This is a genomic window from Burkholderia sp. Ax-1719, assembly GCF_011753055.1.
Lineage (GTDB): Bacteria > Pseudomonadota > Gammaproteobacteria > Burkholderiales > Burkholderiaceae > Paraburkholderia.
The window spans coordinates 137,082-153,728 of record NZ_VWWJ01000008.1 but is presented as its reverse complement, the minus strand read 5'-3'; the positions used below and the strand labels follow the sequence as shown (position 1 = coordinate 153,728).

Annotated in this window: 16 protein-coding genes and 1 pseudogene; 6 read left to right on the top strand and 11 right to left on the bottom strand. The window is 65.2% G+C overall.

The genetic code is table 11. The features are described 5' to 3' along the window. Positions 1–549: 549 nt before the first annotated feature. Positions 550–1,233 (bottom strand): annotated as a pseudogene (gene hda / locus F3J17_RS17075) (DnaA regulatory inactivator Hda); the annotation flags it as partial. A gap of 72 nt (positions 1,234–1,305) precedes the next feature. Further along, complete coding sequence (locus tag F3J17_RS17070) at positions 1,306–2,385, bottom strand: AI-2E family transporter (RefSeq protein WP_167060899.1); 1,080 nt, start codon at positions 2,383–2,385, stop codon at positions 1,306–1,308. A gap of 241 nt (positions 2,386–2,626) precedes the next feature. Here F3J17_RS17070 and purM point away from each other — a divergent pair, with 241 nt between their 5' ends. Then, entirely contained in the window at positions 2,627–3,688 is a 1,062-nt protein-coding gene (purM, locus tag F3J17_RS17065) for a phosphoribosylformylglycinamidine cyclo-ligase (protein ID WP_167060897.1), read from the top strand. Positions 3,689–3,788: 100 nt separating this feature from the next. Here the strand turns inward: purM and kynA are convergent, their stop codons facing one another. The 3 genes from kynA to kynB form a co-directional block, all read right to left on the bottom strand. Continuing rightward, positions 3,789–4,745, bottom strand: coding sequence for a tryptophan 2,3-dioxygenase (gene kynA / locus F3J17_RS17060; RefSeq protein ID WP_167060895.1), 957 nt, complete (start codon positions 4,743–4,745; stop codon positions 3,789–3,791). Positions 4,746–4,755: 10 nt separating this feature from the next. After that, the gene (kynU, locus tag F3J17_RS17055; protein ID WP_167060892.1) at positions 4,756–6,006 is read right to left on the bottom strand and encodes a kynureninase; all 1,251 of its coding nucleotides are present in this window, start codon (positions 6,004–6,006) and stop codon (positions 4,756–4,758) included. A gap of 87 nt (positions 6,007–6,093) precedes the next feature. Continuing rightward, positions 6,094–6,726 carry an arylformamidase gene (gene kynB, locus F3J17_RS17050; protein WP_167060889.1) on the bottom strand — a complete coding sequence of 211 codons (633 nt, stop codon included), beginning with the start codon at positions 6,724–6,726 and terminating at the stop codon, positions 6,094–6,096. 131 nt (positions 6,727–6,857) lie between these two features. On the opposite strand from kynB, the gene F3J17_RS17045 reads away from it, so the two are divergent. Next, positions 6,858–7,361: an Lrp/AsnC family transcriptional regulator gene (locus tag F3J17_RS17045; RefSeq protein WP_103702042.1), complete on the top strand. Its 504-nt coding sequence runs from the start codon at positions 6,858–6,860 to the stop codon at positions 7,359–7,361. 74 nt (positions 7,362–7,435) lie between these two features. On the opposite strand, the gene F3J17_RS17040 is transcribed toward F3J17_RS17045, so the two are convergent. Next, entirely contained in the window at positions 7,436–7,948 is a 513-nt protein-coding gene (locus F3J17_RS17040; RefSeq protein ID WP_167060887.1) for a flavin reductase family protein, read from the bottom strand. Between the two features lie 182 nt (positions 7,949–8,130). Between F3J17_RS17040 and msrA the strand changes: the two genes are divergently transcribed. Then, a complete protein-coding gene (gene msrA / locus F3J17_RS17035) occupies positions 8,131–8,676 on the top strand; it encodes a peptide-methionine (S)-S-oxide reductase MsrA (RefSeq protein WP_167060884.1) in 546 nt (181 codons plus the stop codon). Between the two features lie 61 nt (positions 8,677–8,737). Here msrA and F3J17_RS17030 read toward each other — a convergent pair whose 3' ends face one another. From F3J17_RS17030 to pdxH, 3 genes are all read right to left on the bottom strand, one after another. Continuing rightward, a complete protein-coding gene (locus tag F3J17_RS17030; RefSeq protein ID WP_167060882.1) occupies positions 8,738–10,072 on the bottom strand; it encodes a DUF72 domain-containing protein in 1,335 nt (444 codons plus the stop codon). Positions 10,073–10,154: 82 nt separating this feature from the next. After that, a complete protein-coding gene (locus tag F3J17_RS17025) occupies positions 10,155–11,369 on the bottom strand; it encodes a cyclopropane-fatty-acyl-phospholipid synthase family protein (protein ID WP_167060879.1) in 1,215 nt (404 codons plus the stop codon). Between the two features lie 190 nt (positions 11,370–11,559). Continuing rightward, on the bottom strand, positions 11,560–12,201 hold the full coding sequence (gene pdxH / locus F3J17_RS17020; protein WP_167060876.1) for a pyridoxamine 5'-phosphate oxidase: 642 nt from the start codon (positions 12,199–12,201) through the stop codon (positions 11,560–11,562). Positions 12,202–12,381: 180 nt separating this feature from the next. Here pdxH and tcdA point away from each other — a divergent pair, with 180 nt between their 5' ends. Both tcdA and F3J17_RS17010 read left to right on the top strand, forming a co-directional pair. Next, positions 12,382–13,278, top strand: coding sequence for a tRNA cyclic N6-threonylcarbamoyladenosine(37) synthase TcdA (tcdA, locus tag F3J17_RS17015; RefSeq protein ID WP_167060873.1), 897 nt, complete (start codon positions 12,382–12,384; stop codon positions 13,276–13,278). A gap of 153 nt (positions 13,279–13,431) precedes the next feature. After that, on the top strand, positions 13,432–13,584 hold the full coding sequence (locus F3J17_RS17010) for a hypothetical protein (RefSeq protein ID WP_167060870.1): 153 nt from the start codon (positions 13,432–13,434) through the stop codon (positions 13,582–13,584). A gap of 102 nt (positions 13,585–13,686) precedes the next feature. Here the strand turns inward: F3J17_RS17010 and trxA are convergent, their stop codons facing one another. Further along, a complete protein-coding gene (trxA, locus tag F3J17_RS17005) occupies positions 13,687–14,535 on the bottom strand; it encodes a thioredoxin (protein WP_167060867.1) in 849 nt (282 codons plus the stop codon). 73 nt (positions 14,536–14,608) lie between these two features. Continuing rightward, the gene (locus tag F3J17_RS17000; RefSeq protein ID WP_167060865.1) at positions 14,609–15,493 is read right to left on the bottom strand and encodes a pirin family protein; all 885 of its coding nucleotides are present in this window, start codon (positions 15,491–15,493) and stop codon (positions 14,609–14,611) included. Between the two features lie 201 nt (positions 15,494–15,694). Between F3J17_RS17000 and F3J17_RS16995 the strand changes: the two genes are divergently transcribed. After that, on the top strand, positions 15,695–16,600 hold the full coding sequence (locus F3J17_RS16995) for an EamA family transporter (RefSeq protein ID WP_167060862.1): 906 nt from the start codon (positions 15,695–15,697) through the stop codon (positions 16,598–16,600). The last annotated feature ends 47 nt before the right edge of the window (positions 16,601–16,647 follow it).

Here is a 16,647-nt window from a genome sequence, read left to right as displayed (position 1 = left end):
CGCTGCGGTGGGCGCCGCGTTGGCGTCAGGCTGCGCTGGCGGTGCTTCGGTCGGGCTCGCAGGAGCGGTCGCAGCCTCGGGCGCGTTCGCGTCCGCGGCGGGCGGATCGAGATCGCCGTTCAGCTCGCCGCTCATTTCGTTGCTGACGTCGGCGTTGACCTCGCCTTGCAGGTCGGTGCCCAGTTCGCGATGCACGACGTCGCGGAATTTGACCCCCAGTTCGCCATCGACATTGTCGGTTGGCGGCTCGAAGGGCTTGTCGTCCATCGGCTCGCGGGTCTGCAGGGCCGGGGCCTTGGGCGCTTCGTAGGCCGGATCGGCCGGGTGCGAGTCCGTCGGGTCCGTCGCGTCCTGCGGCGGGAACAGTTCGAGTTCGACGCCTGCCGGTGCGGCGGCGGATTCCGGGGCCGCATCGTCCTGTGCTTCGCCCAGCTCCGGGAGATCCGCGATATCGGCAATGTCGGCGTGTTCCGTTCCATCAGGCCGCAGTGCGAACAGTGCGGCGTCATTGCCTGCGAGCGCTTCGGGGCTCAGCGGTCCTTCGCCGTTCGCGAGCATCGTTCGCAGCAGCGGCAGCGTCACCGCGCGCTTTTGCTCCAGCGAAAAGCGGTCGAGCGCGTCGAGCAGGCGCATCAGGCTCGGCATGTCGCGGCGGAAGTGCGTGAGCAGATAGGCGGGCACGTCGTCGGCGAGATTGATGCCGCGTTCGCGCGCCGCCTGCTTGAGCACGGCGGCCTTGCCCGCATCCGAGAGCGGCGCGAGGTGGAACACCAGCCCCCAGCCCAGGCGCGTGCGCAGATCCTCGCGCACCGCGAGGCCCATCGGCGGCGCATTGCCGGTGGCGACCAGCGCCGTGGCCGGATGCGAGCGCACTTCGTTGAAGAGGTTGAACAGGGCGATCTGCTGCGCGCCCGAAAGCGAATCGCAGTCGTCCACCGCGTAAATCGTCACGCGCGCATCGAAGGTGAAGGCGGCCAGGCCGCTTTGCGGCCCGAGATAGCGCACGTGGCCCGGCGGCGCTTCGTAAGCCAGCGAGCGCAGCAGATGCGAGCGGCCATTGCCCGGTTCGCCCCAGACGTAGAACGTGCGGTCGGCCTTCGGATCGACGCCGGCAGCGAGCGCGGCATCGAGCCCGCGCAGGCGCGCGACCAGCTCCGCGTTGGCGCCGGTGTGGAAGTTGTCGAAGGTCGATGGCGGCGGGGTGCCGAGATCGAGCGTTAGCTGTCGCTGCACGGTATGTCTGGCCGAAGTGTCGGGTCTCTCAGTGCGTTCAGTGCTCTCAGTACGAATCCGGTTCCTGCTCGTTCAATTCCGATAGAGCGCGCTGGCGAGATAGCTGCGGCGCAATTCACGCAGGGCGATCGAGAGGATCGCGCTGGCCGGCAGCGCGAGCAGCACGCCGAAGAACCCGAACAGTTGCCCGAAGGCGAGCAACGCAAAAATCACCGCGAGCGGATGCAGCCCGATGCGCTCGCCCACCAGCCGCGGCGTGAGGAAAAAGCCTTCGAGCACCTGGCCCACGCCGTAGATCAGCGCCACCGCGCCGAAACCATACCAGCTGCCGAACTGCAACAGCGCGGCCACGAGTGCGAGCACGAGGCCCGTCGCGTAACCCAGATACGGAATCAGCACCGCGAGGCCCGTGAACACGCCGACCGGCAGCGCCACTTCGAAGCCCGCGATCGACAGCGCAATCGCATAAAACGCCGCGAGAATAGCCATCACCAGCAACTGGCCACGCAGATATTGCGCCAGCATGCGGTCCATTTCGCCGGCCAGTTCCATGGTGCGCGCAAACCAGCGGCGCGGCACGAAGGTCTGCACGCGCGCGAGCATCGCGTTCCAGTCGTACAGCAGATAGAACAGCACCAGCGGCACCAGCACGGCGTTCGAGATCACTTCGATCGCCACGTTGCTGCTGGTGCGAATCGACGTCCACGCGTAGAGCGCGATGGTCTGCGCGCTGCCTTCCACGCGGCTCGTGATCAGGTCGCGCAGGCTCTGGAAGTCGAGCACATCGTCGTTCACGCCCAGAAATGCCAGCTTGGGCGTGGCCCAGTCGTGCAGATGCGTGATCATCGCGGGCACCTGCTGCTTGAGCTGCGGCCCTTCTTTCTGGATCACGGCGAGCAGCAGCACGACCAGCATGGTCACGACCAGCGCGAAAAACAGCATCATGGTGAGCGCGGCGAGGCCGCGCGGCACGCGCCGGCGCACCAGCCACGCCACGCCCGGCTGCAGCACATAGGCGAGCAGCCCGCCGAGCAGAAAGGGCGTGAGCACGGGACGCAGCAGCCAGAGCACGATGCCGAAGGCGAGCGCGAGCGCGGCCCAGATGAAGGCCTGACGCTGATACGGCGTGAAAATCGGTGTGTTCTGCGACAAAACGTTGTTTTCCGGTTGTAGGGCGGGCTGGCGTCGGTCATGCGCGAGCCGTGCTCCGCGCGTGTTTCGCCTTGTCTCCTGCCCGTGCTGGCGCGCCGCGGCGCGCCTGTCGTTCCGCTCGCGTGGGGCGCATCCAAAGCGCTGATCCCAGGCGTCATCCCAAAATACTCACCCAGGGCGCGGCGGCGGGTCGCCGTCAATCGGTTAAAATCGCATTTTACCGACCTTCTGGCGCTTCCCCATGAATCAACCGAAATCCGGCCCCGCTAATCAGGCTCAAGGCCTCTCCTATGCCGACGCCGGCGTCGACATGGTCGCGGGCGACGCGCTCGTCGACCGCATCAAGCCGTTTGCAAAGAAGACCCTGCGCGAAGGCGTGATGGGCGGCATCGGCGGATTCGGCGCGCTCTTCGAAGTGCCGAAGCGCTACAAGGAACCCGTGCTGGTGTCGGGCACGGACGGCGTGGGCACCAAGCTGCGTCTCGCGTTTCATCTGAACAAACACGACACGGTCGGCCAGGATCTCGTCGCGATGAGCGTCAACGACATCCTCGTGCAAGGCGCCGAGCCGCTGTTCTTCCTCGACTACTTCGCCTGCGGCAAGCTGGACGTCGATACGGCGGCCACGGTCGTGCAGGGCATCGCACAAGGTTGCGAACTGTCGGGCTGCGCGCTGATCGGCGGCGAAACCGCTGAAATGCCGGGCATGTACCCGGACGGCGAATACGACTTGGCGGGCTTCGCGGTCGGCGCGGTCGAAAAGAGCAAGATCATCGACGGCAGCACCATCACCCCGGGCGACGTGGTGCTGGGTCTCGCGTCGAGCGGCATCCACTCGAACGGTTTCTCGCTGGTGCGCAAGATCATCGAGCGCGCGAACCCGGACCTGAACGCCGACTTCGACGGCCGCTCGCTGGGCGACGCGCTGATGGCGCCCACGCGCATCTACGTGAAGCCGCTGCTCAAGCTGATGGAAACCATCACCGTGAAGGGCATGGCGCACATCACCGGCGGCGGTCTGGTCGAAAACATTCCGCGCGTGCTGCGCGACGGCCTCACGGCTGAGCTGGACCACGCCGCATGGCCGCTGCCGCCGCTGTTCTCGTGGCTGCAGAAGGAAGGCGGCGTGGCGGACGCGGAAATGCATCGCGTGTTCAACTGCGGCATCGGCATGGCTGTGGTCGTGGCAGCCGATCAGGCCGACGCAGCCGCTGCACTGCTGGCCGCAGCGGGCGAGCAGGTCTGGAAGATCGGCCACGTGCGCGAAAGCCGCGAAGGCGAAGCGCAGACCGTGGTGGTCTGAGGCGACCCCGTCTAAGCGCGCCGCGTTCTTCTCGTAAAAAAGCCCGCCTTGATGGCGGGCTTTTTGCATTTCTGGCACTCAGCGAAGTGCTTGGCGGAAATCAAAGCACAGTGCGCACGTGCCACAACTCCGGAAACAGCACCACATCGAGCATCTTGCGCAGATACGGCGCGCCGTTGGTGCCGCCCGTGCCCTGCTTGAAGCCGATAATGCGCTCCACCGTCGTCACATGGCGGAAGCGCCACTGACGGAACGCGTCCTCCAGATCGACGAGTTCTTCGGCCATTTCGTACAGATCCCAGTGCTTCGAGGGATTGCGGTAAATCTCCAGCCACGCCGCTTCGACCGTCGTGTCGTGTTCGGTTGCCTGGCTCCAGTCGCGATTCAGGCGCTCGGGCGCGATCGCGAAACCGCGCCGCGCGAGCAGGCGGATCACTTCGTCGTAGAACGACGGCGCGTCCAGCGTCGCCTTCACCTGCGCGAGGATTTCGGGCCGATGCTCGTGCGGCTTGAGCATCTGCGCGTTCTTGTTGCCGAGCAGGAACTCGATCATCCGATACTGATACGACTGGAAGCCCGACGACGCGCCCAGATACGGCCGCATCGCCGTGTATTCGGACGGCGTGAGCGTCGACAGCACGCTCCACGCTTGCACCAGCTGCTCCAGGATGCGTGAGACGCGCGCCAGTTGCTTGAAGGCGGGCGGCAACTCGTCGCGATGGACGTTGGCGAGCGCCGCGCGCAACTCGTACAGCGCCAGCTTCATCCACAGCTCGCTGGTCTGATGCTGGACGATGAACAGCATCTCGTTGTGGTCGGGCGAAAGCGGATGCTGGGCGTTCAGCACCTTATCCAGCCCGAGGTAGTCGCCGTAGCTCATCGACTTCGAGAAGTCGAGCTGGGCGTCGTGCCAGCCGTCGCCTTTTTCTTCCGTGCTGACCGGCGTGGACGGCGCGGTTTGAGCAGTGCCGTGCCCAAACGGGCAACCGCCGCGCGGCGCGTCGTTCGGCGCGCTGGCGTCTTCGGGCACGCCCGGAATCTGCATGTGGTCGTTCATCGCGCGTTCCTCAGGTCACCGCGCCGCGAGCGGCGAATTCGGGCTTGCGCCAGTACTCGGTGGCGAGCACGTCGCGCAGCGTTTCCACGGCGTCCCACACATCGACGTAACGCACGTACAGCGGCGTGAAGCCAAAGCGCAGCACACGCGGCTCGCGATAATCGCCGATCACGCCGCGCGCGATCAGCGCCTGCATCACCTCATAGCCATGCGGATGCTCGAAGCTCACGTGCGAGCCGCGCTGCGCGTGCTCGCGCGGCGTGACGAGCGAGAGATCCAGGCCGGCGCAGCGCGTCTCCACCAGTTCGATGAAGAGATCGGTGAGCGCGAGCGACTTGGCGCGGATCGCCTGCATATCGGTTTGCAGGAACACGTCGAGGCCGCATTCGACCAGCGACATCGACACGATCGGCTGCGTGCCGCACAGATAGCGGCCGATGCCGTCGTCGGGGCGGTAGGTCGGGTTCATCTCGAACGGCGACTTGTGGCCCCACCAGCCCGACAGCGGCTGCGAGAAGGTGTTCTGGTTGCGCTTGGGCACCCACACGAAGCCCGGCGAGCCGGGGCCGCCGTTCAGATACTTGTACGTGCAACCGACCGCGTAGTCGGCATTCACGCCGTTCAGATCGACCGGCACCGCGCCCGCCGAATGCGCCAGATCCCACAGCGCCAGCGCGCCTTGCGCGTGGATGTGTTCGGTGAGCGCGCGCATGTCGTGCATCTCGCCGGTACGGTAGTTCACGTGCGTGATCATCGCCACGGCGACGTCTTCGCGGATCGCGGCGGGCAGTTCCGACGGGTCGTCGACCAGACGCAGCTCGTAGCCGCGGTCGAGTTGCTCGATCAGGCCTTGCGCGATGTACAGATCGCTCGGGAAATTCGAGCGTTCCGATACGATCACGCGGCGCTTCGGATCGCGCTCGTTGGCGACGCGCAGCGCGGCGGACAGCGCCTTGAAGAGGTTGATCGAGATGGTGTCGGTGACGACCACTTCGTCCTCGGCTGCGCCGATCAGCGGCGCGAGCTTGTTGCCCAGACGGCGCGGCAGCGCGAACCAGCCCGCCGTGTTCCAGCTGCGGATCAAGCCTTCGCCCCATTCGCCGCCGATCACGGCCTGGGCGCGCGCGGCGCTCGCACTGGGCGGCACGCCCAGCGAGTTGCCGTCGAGGTAGATGGTGCCGGCGGCGAGCGTGAATTGATCGCGCAAGGCCGCGAGCGGGTCGGCGCTATCCAGCGCCAGGGCTTCGTTACGGTCGTTCATATCGATGGGGGCTTGAAGGTGTCTCGGGGCGATTGCGGTGCAATCGAAACGATGTTGGTGCGTCGTTCGTAAAAATTCCGTGCGTTTTTATTGCGGCAACGCGCGCAGCACAGCCCGAACGGGGCTGGCGTCGAGCGTCGTAAATTTCAGCGGCAGCGCAATCAGTTCATAGTCGCCGGCGTCGATGTCGTCGAGCACCACGCCTTCGAGAATCGCCATGCGATGCGCGCGGATGCGGTGATGCGCGTCCATCGTCTTCGATTCCTGCGGATCGAGCGACGGCGTATCGATGCCGATCAGACGCACGCCACGCGCGGCGAGCAATTCGATGGTTTCGGGCGCGACGGCGCAAAACGCGCTATCCCAGCGATCCTGCGGCGCGTGCGCATAGGTGCGCAGCAAGACGCGCGGCGGAATGCCGTCGAGTGCAGTTTTTACATGCTCGGGCAGCACCAGCGGCGCCGCGCCGATGCAATCAATCACGCGGCACGGGCCGATATACGTATCGAGCGGCACCTCGCCGATGGGCGCGCCTTCGGCGTCGTAATGCAGCGGGGCGTCGGTATGCGCGCCGGTGTGCGGCGAGAGCGTCACGCGCGCCACGTTGACCGGCGAACCGGCTTCCATACGCCAGACACGCTCGACGTTTACGGTCGTGTCGCCGGGCCAGACGGGCGTTGCAGGATGGATCGAAGGGGAAATATCCCAGAGCTTTTTCATTGCGCTGACAAGGTTGTCTCCGTATTTTTCGAATGATAGGCAACCCGTCGCGAAATGTGCTTGCGAAAAAAACGCCTTAGGCTACAGTTCTTGGCACATAATTTGTTACAAGAGGGGAAAGGGGACCAAATATGAACGCTATCTCGCTCGACGCAACCGATTGCCGGATTCTCGCCGTTCTACAGAACGAGGGACGCATCAGTAACCTCGATCTGGCCGAACGGATTTCGCTGTCGCCATCCGCGTGTCTGCGGCGGCTACGCCTGCTGGAAGAGCAGGGCGTGGTCGAGCGCTACCGCGCCAGTCTGAACCGGGAGATTCTCGGCTTCGAGATGGAGGCTTTCGTGCAGGTGTCGATGCGCAACGACCAGGAAAGCTGGCACGAGCGCTTCGTCACGGCGCTGCGCGACTGGCCCGAAGTGGTGGGCGCGTACGTGGTGACGGGGGAAACGCACTATCTGCTGCGCGTGCTCGCGCACAACCTCAAGCACTATTCGGATTTCGTGCTCAACAAGCTGTACAAGGCGCCGGGCGTGATGGATATCCGCTCGAATATCGTGCTGACGACGCTGAAGGTGGAAGCGGGCGTGCCCGTCGATCTGATCGCGCAGCGCGGGGAGCCGAAGGCGAATTGAGGCTGCACTGAGGCAAACGAAAGCCCGGTGTTGCGCCGGGCTTTTCGACCGCTCATTCGACCACTTTCTCGCGCTTAAAGCGGCTCGATCTTATGGAAACCGCCGCCGTGGAACACCAGCGGAGAAGCCTGATCGAGATCCTCGCGCACGCCGCAGCGCTCCACTTCGCCGACGAAAATGACGTGATCGCCTTCGTCGTAGCGGCTGCGGTTATGGCACTCGAACCAGGCGATCGCGCCGTCCAGCACCGGCATGCCGGAGTCGCCGGCCGCGTGCGAGACGCCTTCGAAGCGGTCGCCCTTCACGGTGGCAAAGCGCTTGCACAGGTCGAGCTGCGACGCCGCGAGCACATTCACCACATAATGGCTGTTGCTGCGAAACACCGGCATCGACGCCGAACGCGTCGCGAGGCTCCAGAGCACCAGCGGCGGATCGAGCGACACCGAGTTGAACGAACTGGCCGTGATGCCGATGAGCTGGCCGTCGGGCGCGCGCGTCGTGATGACCGTTACGCCGGTCGCGAACTGGCCGAGCGCGCGGCGGAAAGAGGCGGCGTCGAAGTTGGGCGGGCTGGCGCGGCGGGTCATGGCTGCACGCCCTCGGTCGTAGCGGAAGTCGGAATGAACGTCATGTGGAATTTCGGCGAATTGCCCCAATTTTAGCGAAAAGCAGCGCGCGGCTGGGATTTAGACCCACTCGCGCAGCGGTTACCGCGCAATTTGCGCATGGCGCGCACGGCGCGCCCGCCATTGTCAAAGGAGAGTTGAGCATGAGTCAGACGATCGAAACGGCCACCCTGGGCGGCGGATGTTTCTGGTGTCTCGAAGCGGTCTATCTGCGTGTGGACGGCGTGACGGCGGTGGAATCGGGCTATGCGGGCGGCCAGACGCTCAACCCGACCTACGAGCAGGTCTGTGACGGCGTGACCGGCCATGCCGAAGTCGTGAAGGTCGATTTCGATCCGTCGAAGATCAGCTATCGCGAGATCCTCGACATCTTCTTCGCGATTCACGATCCGACCCAGCTGAACCGTCAGGGCAATGACATTGGCACGCAGTACCGCTCGGTGATCTTCACGCATTCGCCGCAACAGGCCGAAATCGCGGAACAGGCGATCCGCGAGGTAACGGCTGAAGGCGTCTACGACGGCAAGATCGTCACCCAGGTGCTGCCGCTCGACGGCAACTATTTCCCCGCCGAGGCCTATCACCAGAACTACTTCGAGCAGCATCCCAATCAGGGCTACTGCGCGTTCGTGGTCGCGCCGAAGGTGGCGAAGTTCCGCCAGAAGTTCGCGCATCGGCTCAAGGCTTGAGCGGGCTTAGGATTTTCTGACGGCGGGCGCGGTTCCGGATACGGACCGCGCTCGTTTTTACCTATGGCGCGCTGTCGTTGCTCTCGTCGCCTTCGGCGCCTTCGTCGCTTTCTTCGGCTTCGGCGCGCAGCCGCGCCATTTCATCGGCGATGGCGCGGGCGAGTTTCTGGCAGGTGAGCGGCGCGGATCCCTCGGCCTTGTTGTTGGTCGTGATCAGCACCGGCTGGCCCGCGATGGCGTAGCGCGCGGCCAGTTCGGCGAGCGTGTCGCGCGTGTGCGGGTCTTCGTCGACGAGTTTGTCGAACGGTTCATAGCGCGCTTTCGCCTGTTCGTACTTGAAGCCGCTGTGCAGGCTCCAGCGCACGATCAGCGGCCCGGCGGGCGCTTCGCCGTCCATCAGCGCGAGGGCGGTCGCCTGGCGCAGCGGATCGGGCATGCGCGCGTGCAGCCCGACGCAATACCGCACGCCCGCCGCGCGCAGCGCGCGCACGAAACGTGGCGTGAGCAGAATGCCGTCGCGGATCTCGACGGCGTAGCAGGTGGCGTCGCCGGGCGCGGCGTCTTCGGTGTTGTCCAGGCTGGGCGCGGGCAGCGGCGGCAGCGCGGCGAGAAACGCCGACAACCGCTCGACGAACACGGCGGGATCGGCGAGCAGTTGATCGGGCAGCGGCGGAAACTGGAACACCAGCGCGCCCGCTTTCTTGCCCAGGCCCGCGAGGCACGGCTCGACGAAGTCGCGCGCGGCCATTTCCGCGTTCAGAAAGCAGGGATTGGCCGACACCGGCTCGCCGCGATCGCCGCGCACGCTGGCGTCGGTGATGAGCGCCGGTGCCTTGACGATGAAGCGGAAGTGATCCGGCACCTGCTGGGCGTAACGCAGATAGTCGGTCACGGTGAGCGGCGCGTAGAACGAGCGGTCGATGCTCACCGAGCGCAGCAGCGGATGCACGCCATAGGCCGCGAGGCCGTCGCGCGCGAGCTTCGAATTGCTGTAGTCGTCGCCGTAGACGATGCCGTTCCAGCCCGGAAACGACCACGATGAGGTGCCCAGACGCACGCCGGCGGGCAGGTCGACGGCGAGATCGAGCACATCCTGCGTGGGCTCGGCGGGCAGTACGCCGCGCGCGCGGCGCTTTGGGGCGGGCGAGTCGGCGGGTTTGGCGGCAGGGGCTTCGGCGCTCGCCGATTCGGCATGCTTCGACGATGTGGACCGCTCGGGCGGCGCGAAGCCGAACAGATCGGTTTGCGGTTCGGCCGTGCGCTCGACGGGGGCGGCGCGCCGCGAAGCCGTGCGCGTCGTCCCACGCGTGCGACCTTGCGCCGAAGCCGTTCCATCGTGGTTGTGCGCCCCGAAATCCGGCAGATCGGGAAAAAGGCCGTCGTCGCGTTCGTTCATGCAGATTTCAGGATGGCGAGTGAGGGCGGGCGATCAAGGAAACGCCGCCTGCCTCACTCGCGAGACGTGCTTCATAGCGACTTCACAGCGGCTTTTCATACATATAGCGGCGCGACCACGGCAGCGTCGTCGCGCTGCGGCCGGCCTTGCGGCAGACGATCTGATAAATCGACACATCGTCGTGCTCGAACGCGTAGGCGCAGCCTGCCAGATAGACGCGCCAGATGCGGAACTTCTCGTCGTCGACGAGTTTTTTCGCTTCCTCGGCGTGCGCCTCGAAGTTGTCGGCCCAGAGATCGAGCGTGTGCGCATAGTGACGGCGCAGGCTCTCCACGTCAACCGCTTCCAGACCGCCGCGCTGCGCCGCCTCCAGCGCCAGGCTGATATGCGGCAGCTCGCCGTCGGGGAACACGTAGCGGTCGATGAATTCGCCGCCGCCCAGCGCCGTCTCGCCGCTTTCGGCATCCGAGGACGTGATGCCGTGATTCATGGCGATGCCGTCATCGGCGAGCAGTTCGCGTACTTTCGTGAAGTAGCCCGGGAGATTCTTGCGCCCGACGTGCTCGAACATGCCCACGCTCGTGATGCGGTCGAACTGGCCCTGCACGTCGCGATAGTCCTGCAGACGAATTTCGATACGGTCTTCCAGGCCCGCGTCCCTGACGCGCTGCGTGGCCAGATCGAACTGGTTCTGCGAGAGCGTCACGCCCACGCAGCGCGCGCCGAACTTCTGCGCCGCCCGCAGCACCAGCGCGCCCCAGCCGCAGCCGATATCGAGCAGCGTCTGGCCTTCCTGTAACTGGATCTTGGTGAGGATGTGGTCGATCTTCTTGATCTGCGCCGTGGCGAGATCTTCGTCGCCGTTCTCGAAGTACGCGCAGGAATACACCATGTTCTCGTCGAGCCAGAGCTTGTAGAACGCGTTCGAGACGTCGTAGTGATACTGGATGGCCTTTCTGTCGGTGGACTTCGAGTGCGTGAAGTAGCGGCGCACCCGCGCGAGCTTGCTGGCGCTCGTGACCGTGCTGCGCGCGAGCGAGTAGCCGATGTTGATGATGTCGGCGACCTTGCCCTCGATGTCGATCTTGCCTTTGATGTAGGCCTCGCCGAGATTGTCGAGGCTCGGTTCGAGCAGCAGCGGCAGCGCGGAAGCGCTATTGACCTTCAGCGTGACCTGCGGCGCGGCGAAGTGGCCGAAATCGTATTGCTGGCCGCTCCACAGCACCAGCCGCGCCGGCAGGTTGGCCTTGCTGCGCACATCGTCGACCCATTGTGCGAGTTTTTTCTCCCAGAACATGCGTTTCTCTCCGTGTCGCCCGGAGCGAGTGCGGCGCACTGAGTCCGGTCCCATGCGGGTTGATTGCTGTGAATTGAACGGCTCAAGCAAAAAGACAAAAGCGAATTGCGATGCGCACTACAAAACTCGGGCGAAACGGCGGGCGTGCCTTGCGCTGCGCGCCCTGGGTCGATCGACGGTCAGAACGCGCTCAGGGCGCGAGCCGGTCGATGCGCCACGGCGCCTGCGCGTTCTCGCGCGTATAGCGGATGCGGTCATGCAGCCGCGAGGGGCGGCCTTGCCAGAACTCGATGGCGTCCGGCACGAGGCGGTAGCCGCCCCAGTGCGGCGGACGCGGCGGCGCATCGCCATACTGTGCGCTGATTTCGCGCTCGCGCGCTTCGAGTTGGGCACGGCTGTCGATCACCGCGCTTTGCTCCGACGCCCACGCGCCAATGCGCGAACCGAGCGGACGCGACTGATAGTAGGCGTCGCTTTCCGCATCGCTGGTCTTCTCGACGCGGCCTTCGATACGCACCTGTCGCTCCAGTTCGACCCAGTGGAACAGCAGCGCGGCGTGTGGATTGGCGCCCAGCTCGCGGCCCTTGCGACTGTCGTAGTTGGTGAAGAACACGAAGCCGCGCTCGTCCACGCCCTTGATCAGCAGGATGCGCGCGGCCGGACGGCCATCGGCGTCGACGGTCGCGACGGTCATCGCGTTGGGTTCGGGCAGCTGCGCGTCGAGCGCCTGGGCAAACCAGGTCTGGAACTGGCGGATCGGATCGGCGTCGACGTCGGCGGCGTCGAGCGAGCCGAGCGAGTAGTTCTTGCGGAGATCGGCGAGGGAGGTCATGTTTTATGCAGGCGCTTCAGTGCGGACGAGTATAACCAGAATGCGGGCCGGATGCCGCGGACGGGCGGGGCGCACCGTGGCGAGACGGCGCTCAGCCCAACACGGCGCGATCAGGCAAAATACGGGTCTTGCCAGGGCCGTGACAGTATGCAATCGGTCCGCTTTCGATCTTCTACCGTCATGTCCACCAGTACACCGCTTTCCGCTTCGACCGCCTCGTTCCAACCCGCGGCCGAACCCGCCGATCTTACCGCGCCCGACGCGGCCGATGTTGCCGACCGGGCGCGCCGCTTCGGCGGTGTGGCGCGGCTTTACGGCGCACCCGCGCTCGAAGCGTTCGAGCGCGCGCATGTGGCGGTGATCGGCATCGGCGGCGTGGGTTCCTGGGTGGCGGAGGCGCTTGCGCGCAGCGCCATCGGCACGCTGACGCTGATCGACCTCGACAACGTGGCGGAAAGCAATACCAACCGCCAGATCCACGCGCTCGACGGCAACTACGGCAAGCCCAAGGTCGAAGCGATGGCCGAGCGCATCAAGCTGATCAACCCGGACTGCGACGTGCGCCTCGTGGAGGATTTCGTCGAGCCGTCGAATTTTGACGCGCTACTGGGCAGCGGCTTCGACTACGTGGTGGACGCGATCGACAGCGTGCGTACCAAGACCGCGCTGATTGCGTGGTGTGTCGAGCATCGCGTGCCGCTTATCACCGTGGGCGGCGCGGGCGGTCAACTGGACCCGACGCGCATCCGTATCGACGATCTCGCGCTCACGATTCAGGACCCGCTGCTTTCGAAGGTGCGCGGGCAACTGCGCAAGCACCACGGTTTTCCGCGCGGCCCGAAGGCGCGCTTCAAGGTGAGCGCGGTGTATTCGGACGAACCGTTGATTTATCCGGAAGCCGCCGTGTGCGACGTCGATAACGAAGCCGAGCACGTGACGACGTCGCCGGGCCATCAAGGTCCGGTGGGGCTCAATTGCGCGGGTTTTGGATCGAGCGTCTGCGTGACCGCGAGCTTTGGTTTTGCGGCCGCGGCGTATGTGCTGCGCACGCTTGCGCATCAGGCGAATTCGCGTTGAGGTGCGGCGGCGCGCAGTTTCCGGAACTAACGGTCGCGTGCCGCGCTGGAAGTTTGATCTCGCAAAGCTTTTGATGCTTCGGAGTTCTGTGTTGTTCGCGAAATGAGCGGCGGCGTCGTTGTAGCATCGAATGACGCTAATCCCGCAGGCAACATGATGACGAATCTCGCGTGGAATTTTTCACACAACTATGGCGTGCTGATCATCGCGGGCATCACGTTCTGCATTGTTCAGGCGCTTTCGTATCTGTTCCGGCTTTATGTCGCAGCTCATGAGCGTCGCTTACGTCGGCAGTCTGAGGCATAGCCGCAAGACGCGCCCCGGCTAATCACACCTCAAAGCGCGCCCAGCAAAAAGCCCGCAGTTCGCGGGCTTTTTTGCGGGCAGTCATTGCGGATCGGCGCGGACTCAGTTCAGCGTCGCGCTCAACTTGCGTCGCCATTCGCTGACCAGTTGCGGCTGATGTTCGGCCAGATCGAACACCGACAGCATGGTCTTGCGGCCGATATCGTCGCGGAACGTGCGGTCGCGCTTCACGATCTCCAGCAAGTGCTCCAGCGCACCGGCGTACTTGCGGCGCGCGATCAAGGCGCTCGCCAGATCGAAACGCGCTTCCAGGTCGTCCGGATTCGCGCTCACCTGGGCTTCCAGCGCGTCGGTCGGCGGCAGATCGGCTGCGACGTCCAGCGCGTCCAGACGCGTCTTCAGCGCATTGAAGCGCGCATCGATTCCCTGCGTGGTCTTGGGCGAGAGCAGTTCGACTTCCTTGTGCGCGTCGTCGGCGCGATTGTCGGCCAGCAGCAGTTCGATCAGATCCATGCGGGCTTCGTCGAAACCCGGGTCATAGGCGAGCGCGGCCTGCAGCGCTTCATAGGCATCCTCGCGGCGGCCTTCGGCGAGCGCTTCCTGGGCGGCGAGGCGCGAGGCTTCGGCCGAGTCCGGGATCAGGCGGTCGAGGAACGCGCGCAACTGGCTTTCCGGCAACACGCCGATGAACTGGTCCACCGCCTGGCGATCCGCGAAAGCGACGACGTGCGGAATGCTGCGCACCTGGAAGTGCGCGGCTAGTTCCTGGTTTTCGTCGACGTTCACCTTCACGAGCTTCCATTTGCCCGCGTATTCGGCTTCCAGCTTTTCGAGCATCGGGCCGAGCGTCTTGCACGGGCCGCACCACGGCGCCCAGAAGTCGACCAGCACGGGCGCGAGCGCCGACGCTTCGATCACGTCCTTTTCAAAAGTGGCCAGAGTGGTATCCATTGCGTCCTCGTTAGGAAAATTCCGTCATTCGCGAAGATGGGGGCAAAACGATGTGCTTCAATGCGAACGCGCGTCAATGCGCGGGCTTTTTCTCGGGCAACGGAATCCATTCCGTCTCGCCCGGCACCTGCCCCATTTCCTGGCGTGTCCACGCCGCCTTGGCCGCTTCGATCTTCTCGCGTGAGCTGGCCACGAAATTCCATTCGATGAAGCGCTCGCCCGCCAGCTTTTCGCCGCCCAGCAGCATTACGCGCGCGCCATTGGTGCTCGCGAGCGTGACGGTTTCGCCGGGCGTGAGCACGGCCATCGTGTGCTGTTCGAGCGGCGTGCCGTCGATCGTCAGATCGCCTTCGACCAGATAGACGCCGCGTTCTTCGTGTTCCGCGTCGAGGGCGATCACGCTGCCCGGCGCGAAATCGGCGGCCACATAGAGCGTGCCCGAGAAGGTCTTGACGGGCGCGGTCGCGCCGAACGCCGTACCCGCGATCACGCACAGCGTCACGCCGTTGCGCTCCACCTTGGGCAGCGTGGCGGCTTCGTGGTGGAAGAACGAGGGATCGGTGTCTTCATGTTCGAGCGGCAGCGCCACCCAGGTCTGGATCCCGTGCATCGTGAGGCTGCCGTCACGGCTGTCCTCGGGCGTGCGCTCCGAATGGACGATGCCGCGTCCCGCCGTCATCCAGTTGACGTCGCCAGGCAGGATCTTCTGATTCGAGCCGATGGAGTCGCGGTGCATCAGCGCGCCGTCGAACAGATAGGTGACGGTGGCCAGGCCGATATGCGGATGCGGGCGCACGTCGACGCCCGCGCCGGGCGCGAGCGTGGCCGGGCCCATGTGATCGAAGAAGATGAACGGCCCGACCAGGCGCGCGGCCATCGCGGGCAGCACGCGGCGCACATAGAGATTGCCGATGTCGCGCTGGTGGGGCTTGAGGACCGCTTTGATCGATGAGGACATGGACGCTTCCTTGATGAACCGGACGGTACGAATCTGGAGGTGAGGCACGGCAGGCGAAGGGCCGCCGCGCGGACAGGCGCTCATTCTAACGCTCGCTCTGACGGTATGCCGTTAAGTCCGTGTAAGGCGGGGGCCGACGCGTCAGCGACGCAACCGTTAAACTTACAGATTCATTTGACAGAACAATAACCGGAGCCGGAGATGTCACCGAAGGACCTGTTGCTCGCGCTGGTCGTGGTGCTCGCGTGGGGTGTGAATTTCGTCGTGATCAAGGTGGGCTTGCACGGCGTGCCGCCTTTGCTGCTCGGCGCGTTGCGCTTCGCGCTGGCGGCGTTCCCGGCGGTGCTGTTCGTCAAGCGCCCGAAGCTGCCGCTGCGCTGGCTGCTGGCCTATGGCGCGACCATCTCGTTCGGCCAGTTCGCGTTTCTCTTCACGGCGATGTACGTGGGCATGCCCGCTGGGCTCGCGTCGGTGGTGCTGCAGGCGCAGGCGTTCTTCACGCTGGTGTTCGCGGCGTTTTTCCTCGGCGAGCGGTTTCGCGCGCAGAACGTGATCGGCCTGCTGATCGCGGCGGGCGGGCTGGCGCTGATCGGACTGCAGTCGTCGGGAGGCGGCGCTGCAAGCGCGCAGGTCATGACGGCGGCCGGTTTCGTGCTGACGCTGTGCGCGGCCTGCATGTGGGCGCTCGGCAATATCGTCACGAAGAAGGTGGGCAAGATCGATCTGGTCGGTCTCGTGGTGTGGGCGAGCCTGATTCCGCCGCTGCCGTTCCTCGTGCTGTCGTACTTCATGGAAGGGCCGCAGCGCATCGAGGCCGCGCTCACCGGCATTGGCATGCCGTCGATCGGCGCGATCGTCTATCTGGCGTTTATCGCGACGATCCTCGGTTACAGCCTCTGGAGCCGCCTGCTCTCGAAGTATCCGGCCAGCCAGGTCGCGCCGTTCTCGCTGCTCGTGCCGATCGTCGGGCTGGCTTCGGCGGCCGTGCTGCTTGGCGAGCGTCTGACGGGGGCGCAGGTCGGCGGCGCGGCGCTGGTGATGGCCGGTCTGATCGTCAACGTGTTCGGCGGCTGGGTGAAGCAGCGGTTTTCGGCGGCGCGCACGTAAGCCGCGCTAGCCTGGCAGCAAAAGGAAACGCCGCGCATCCGTGAGGA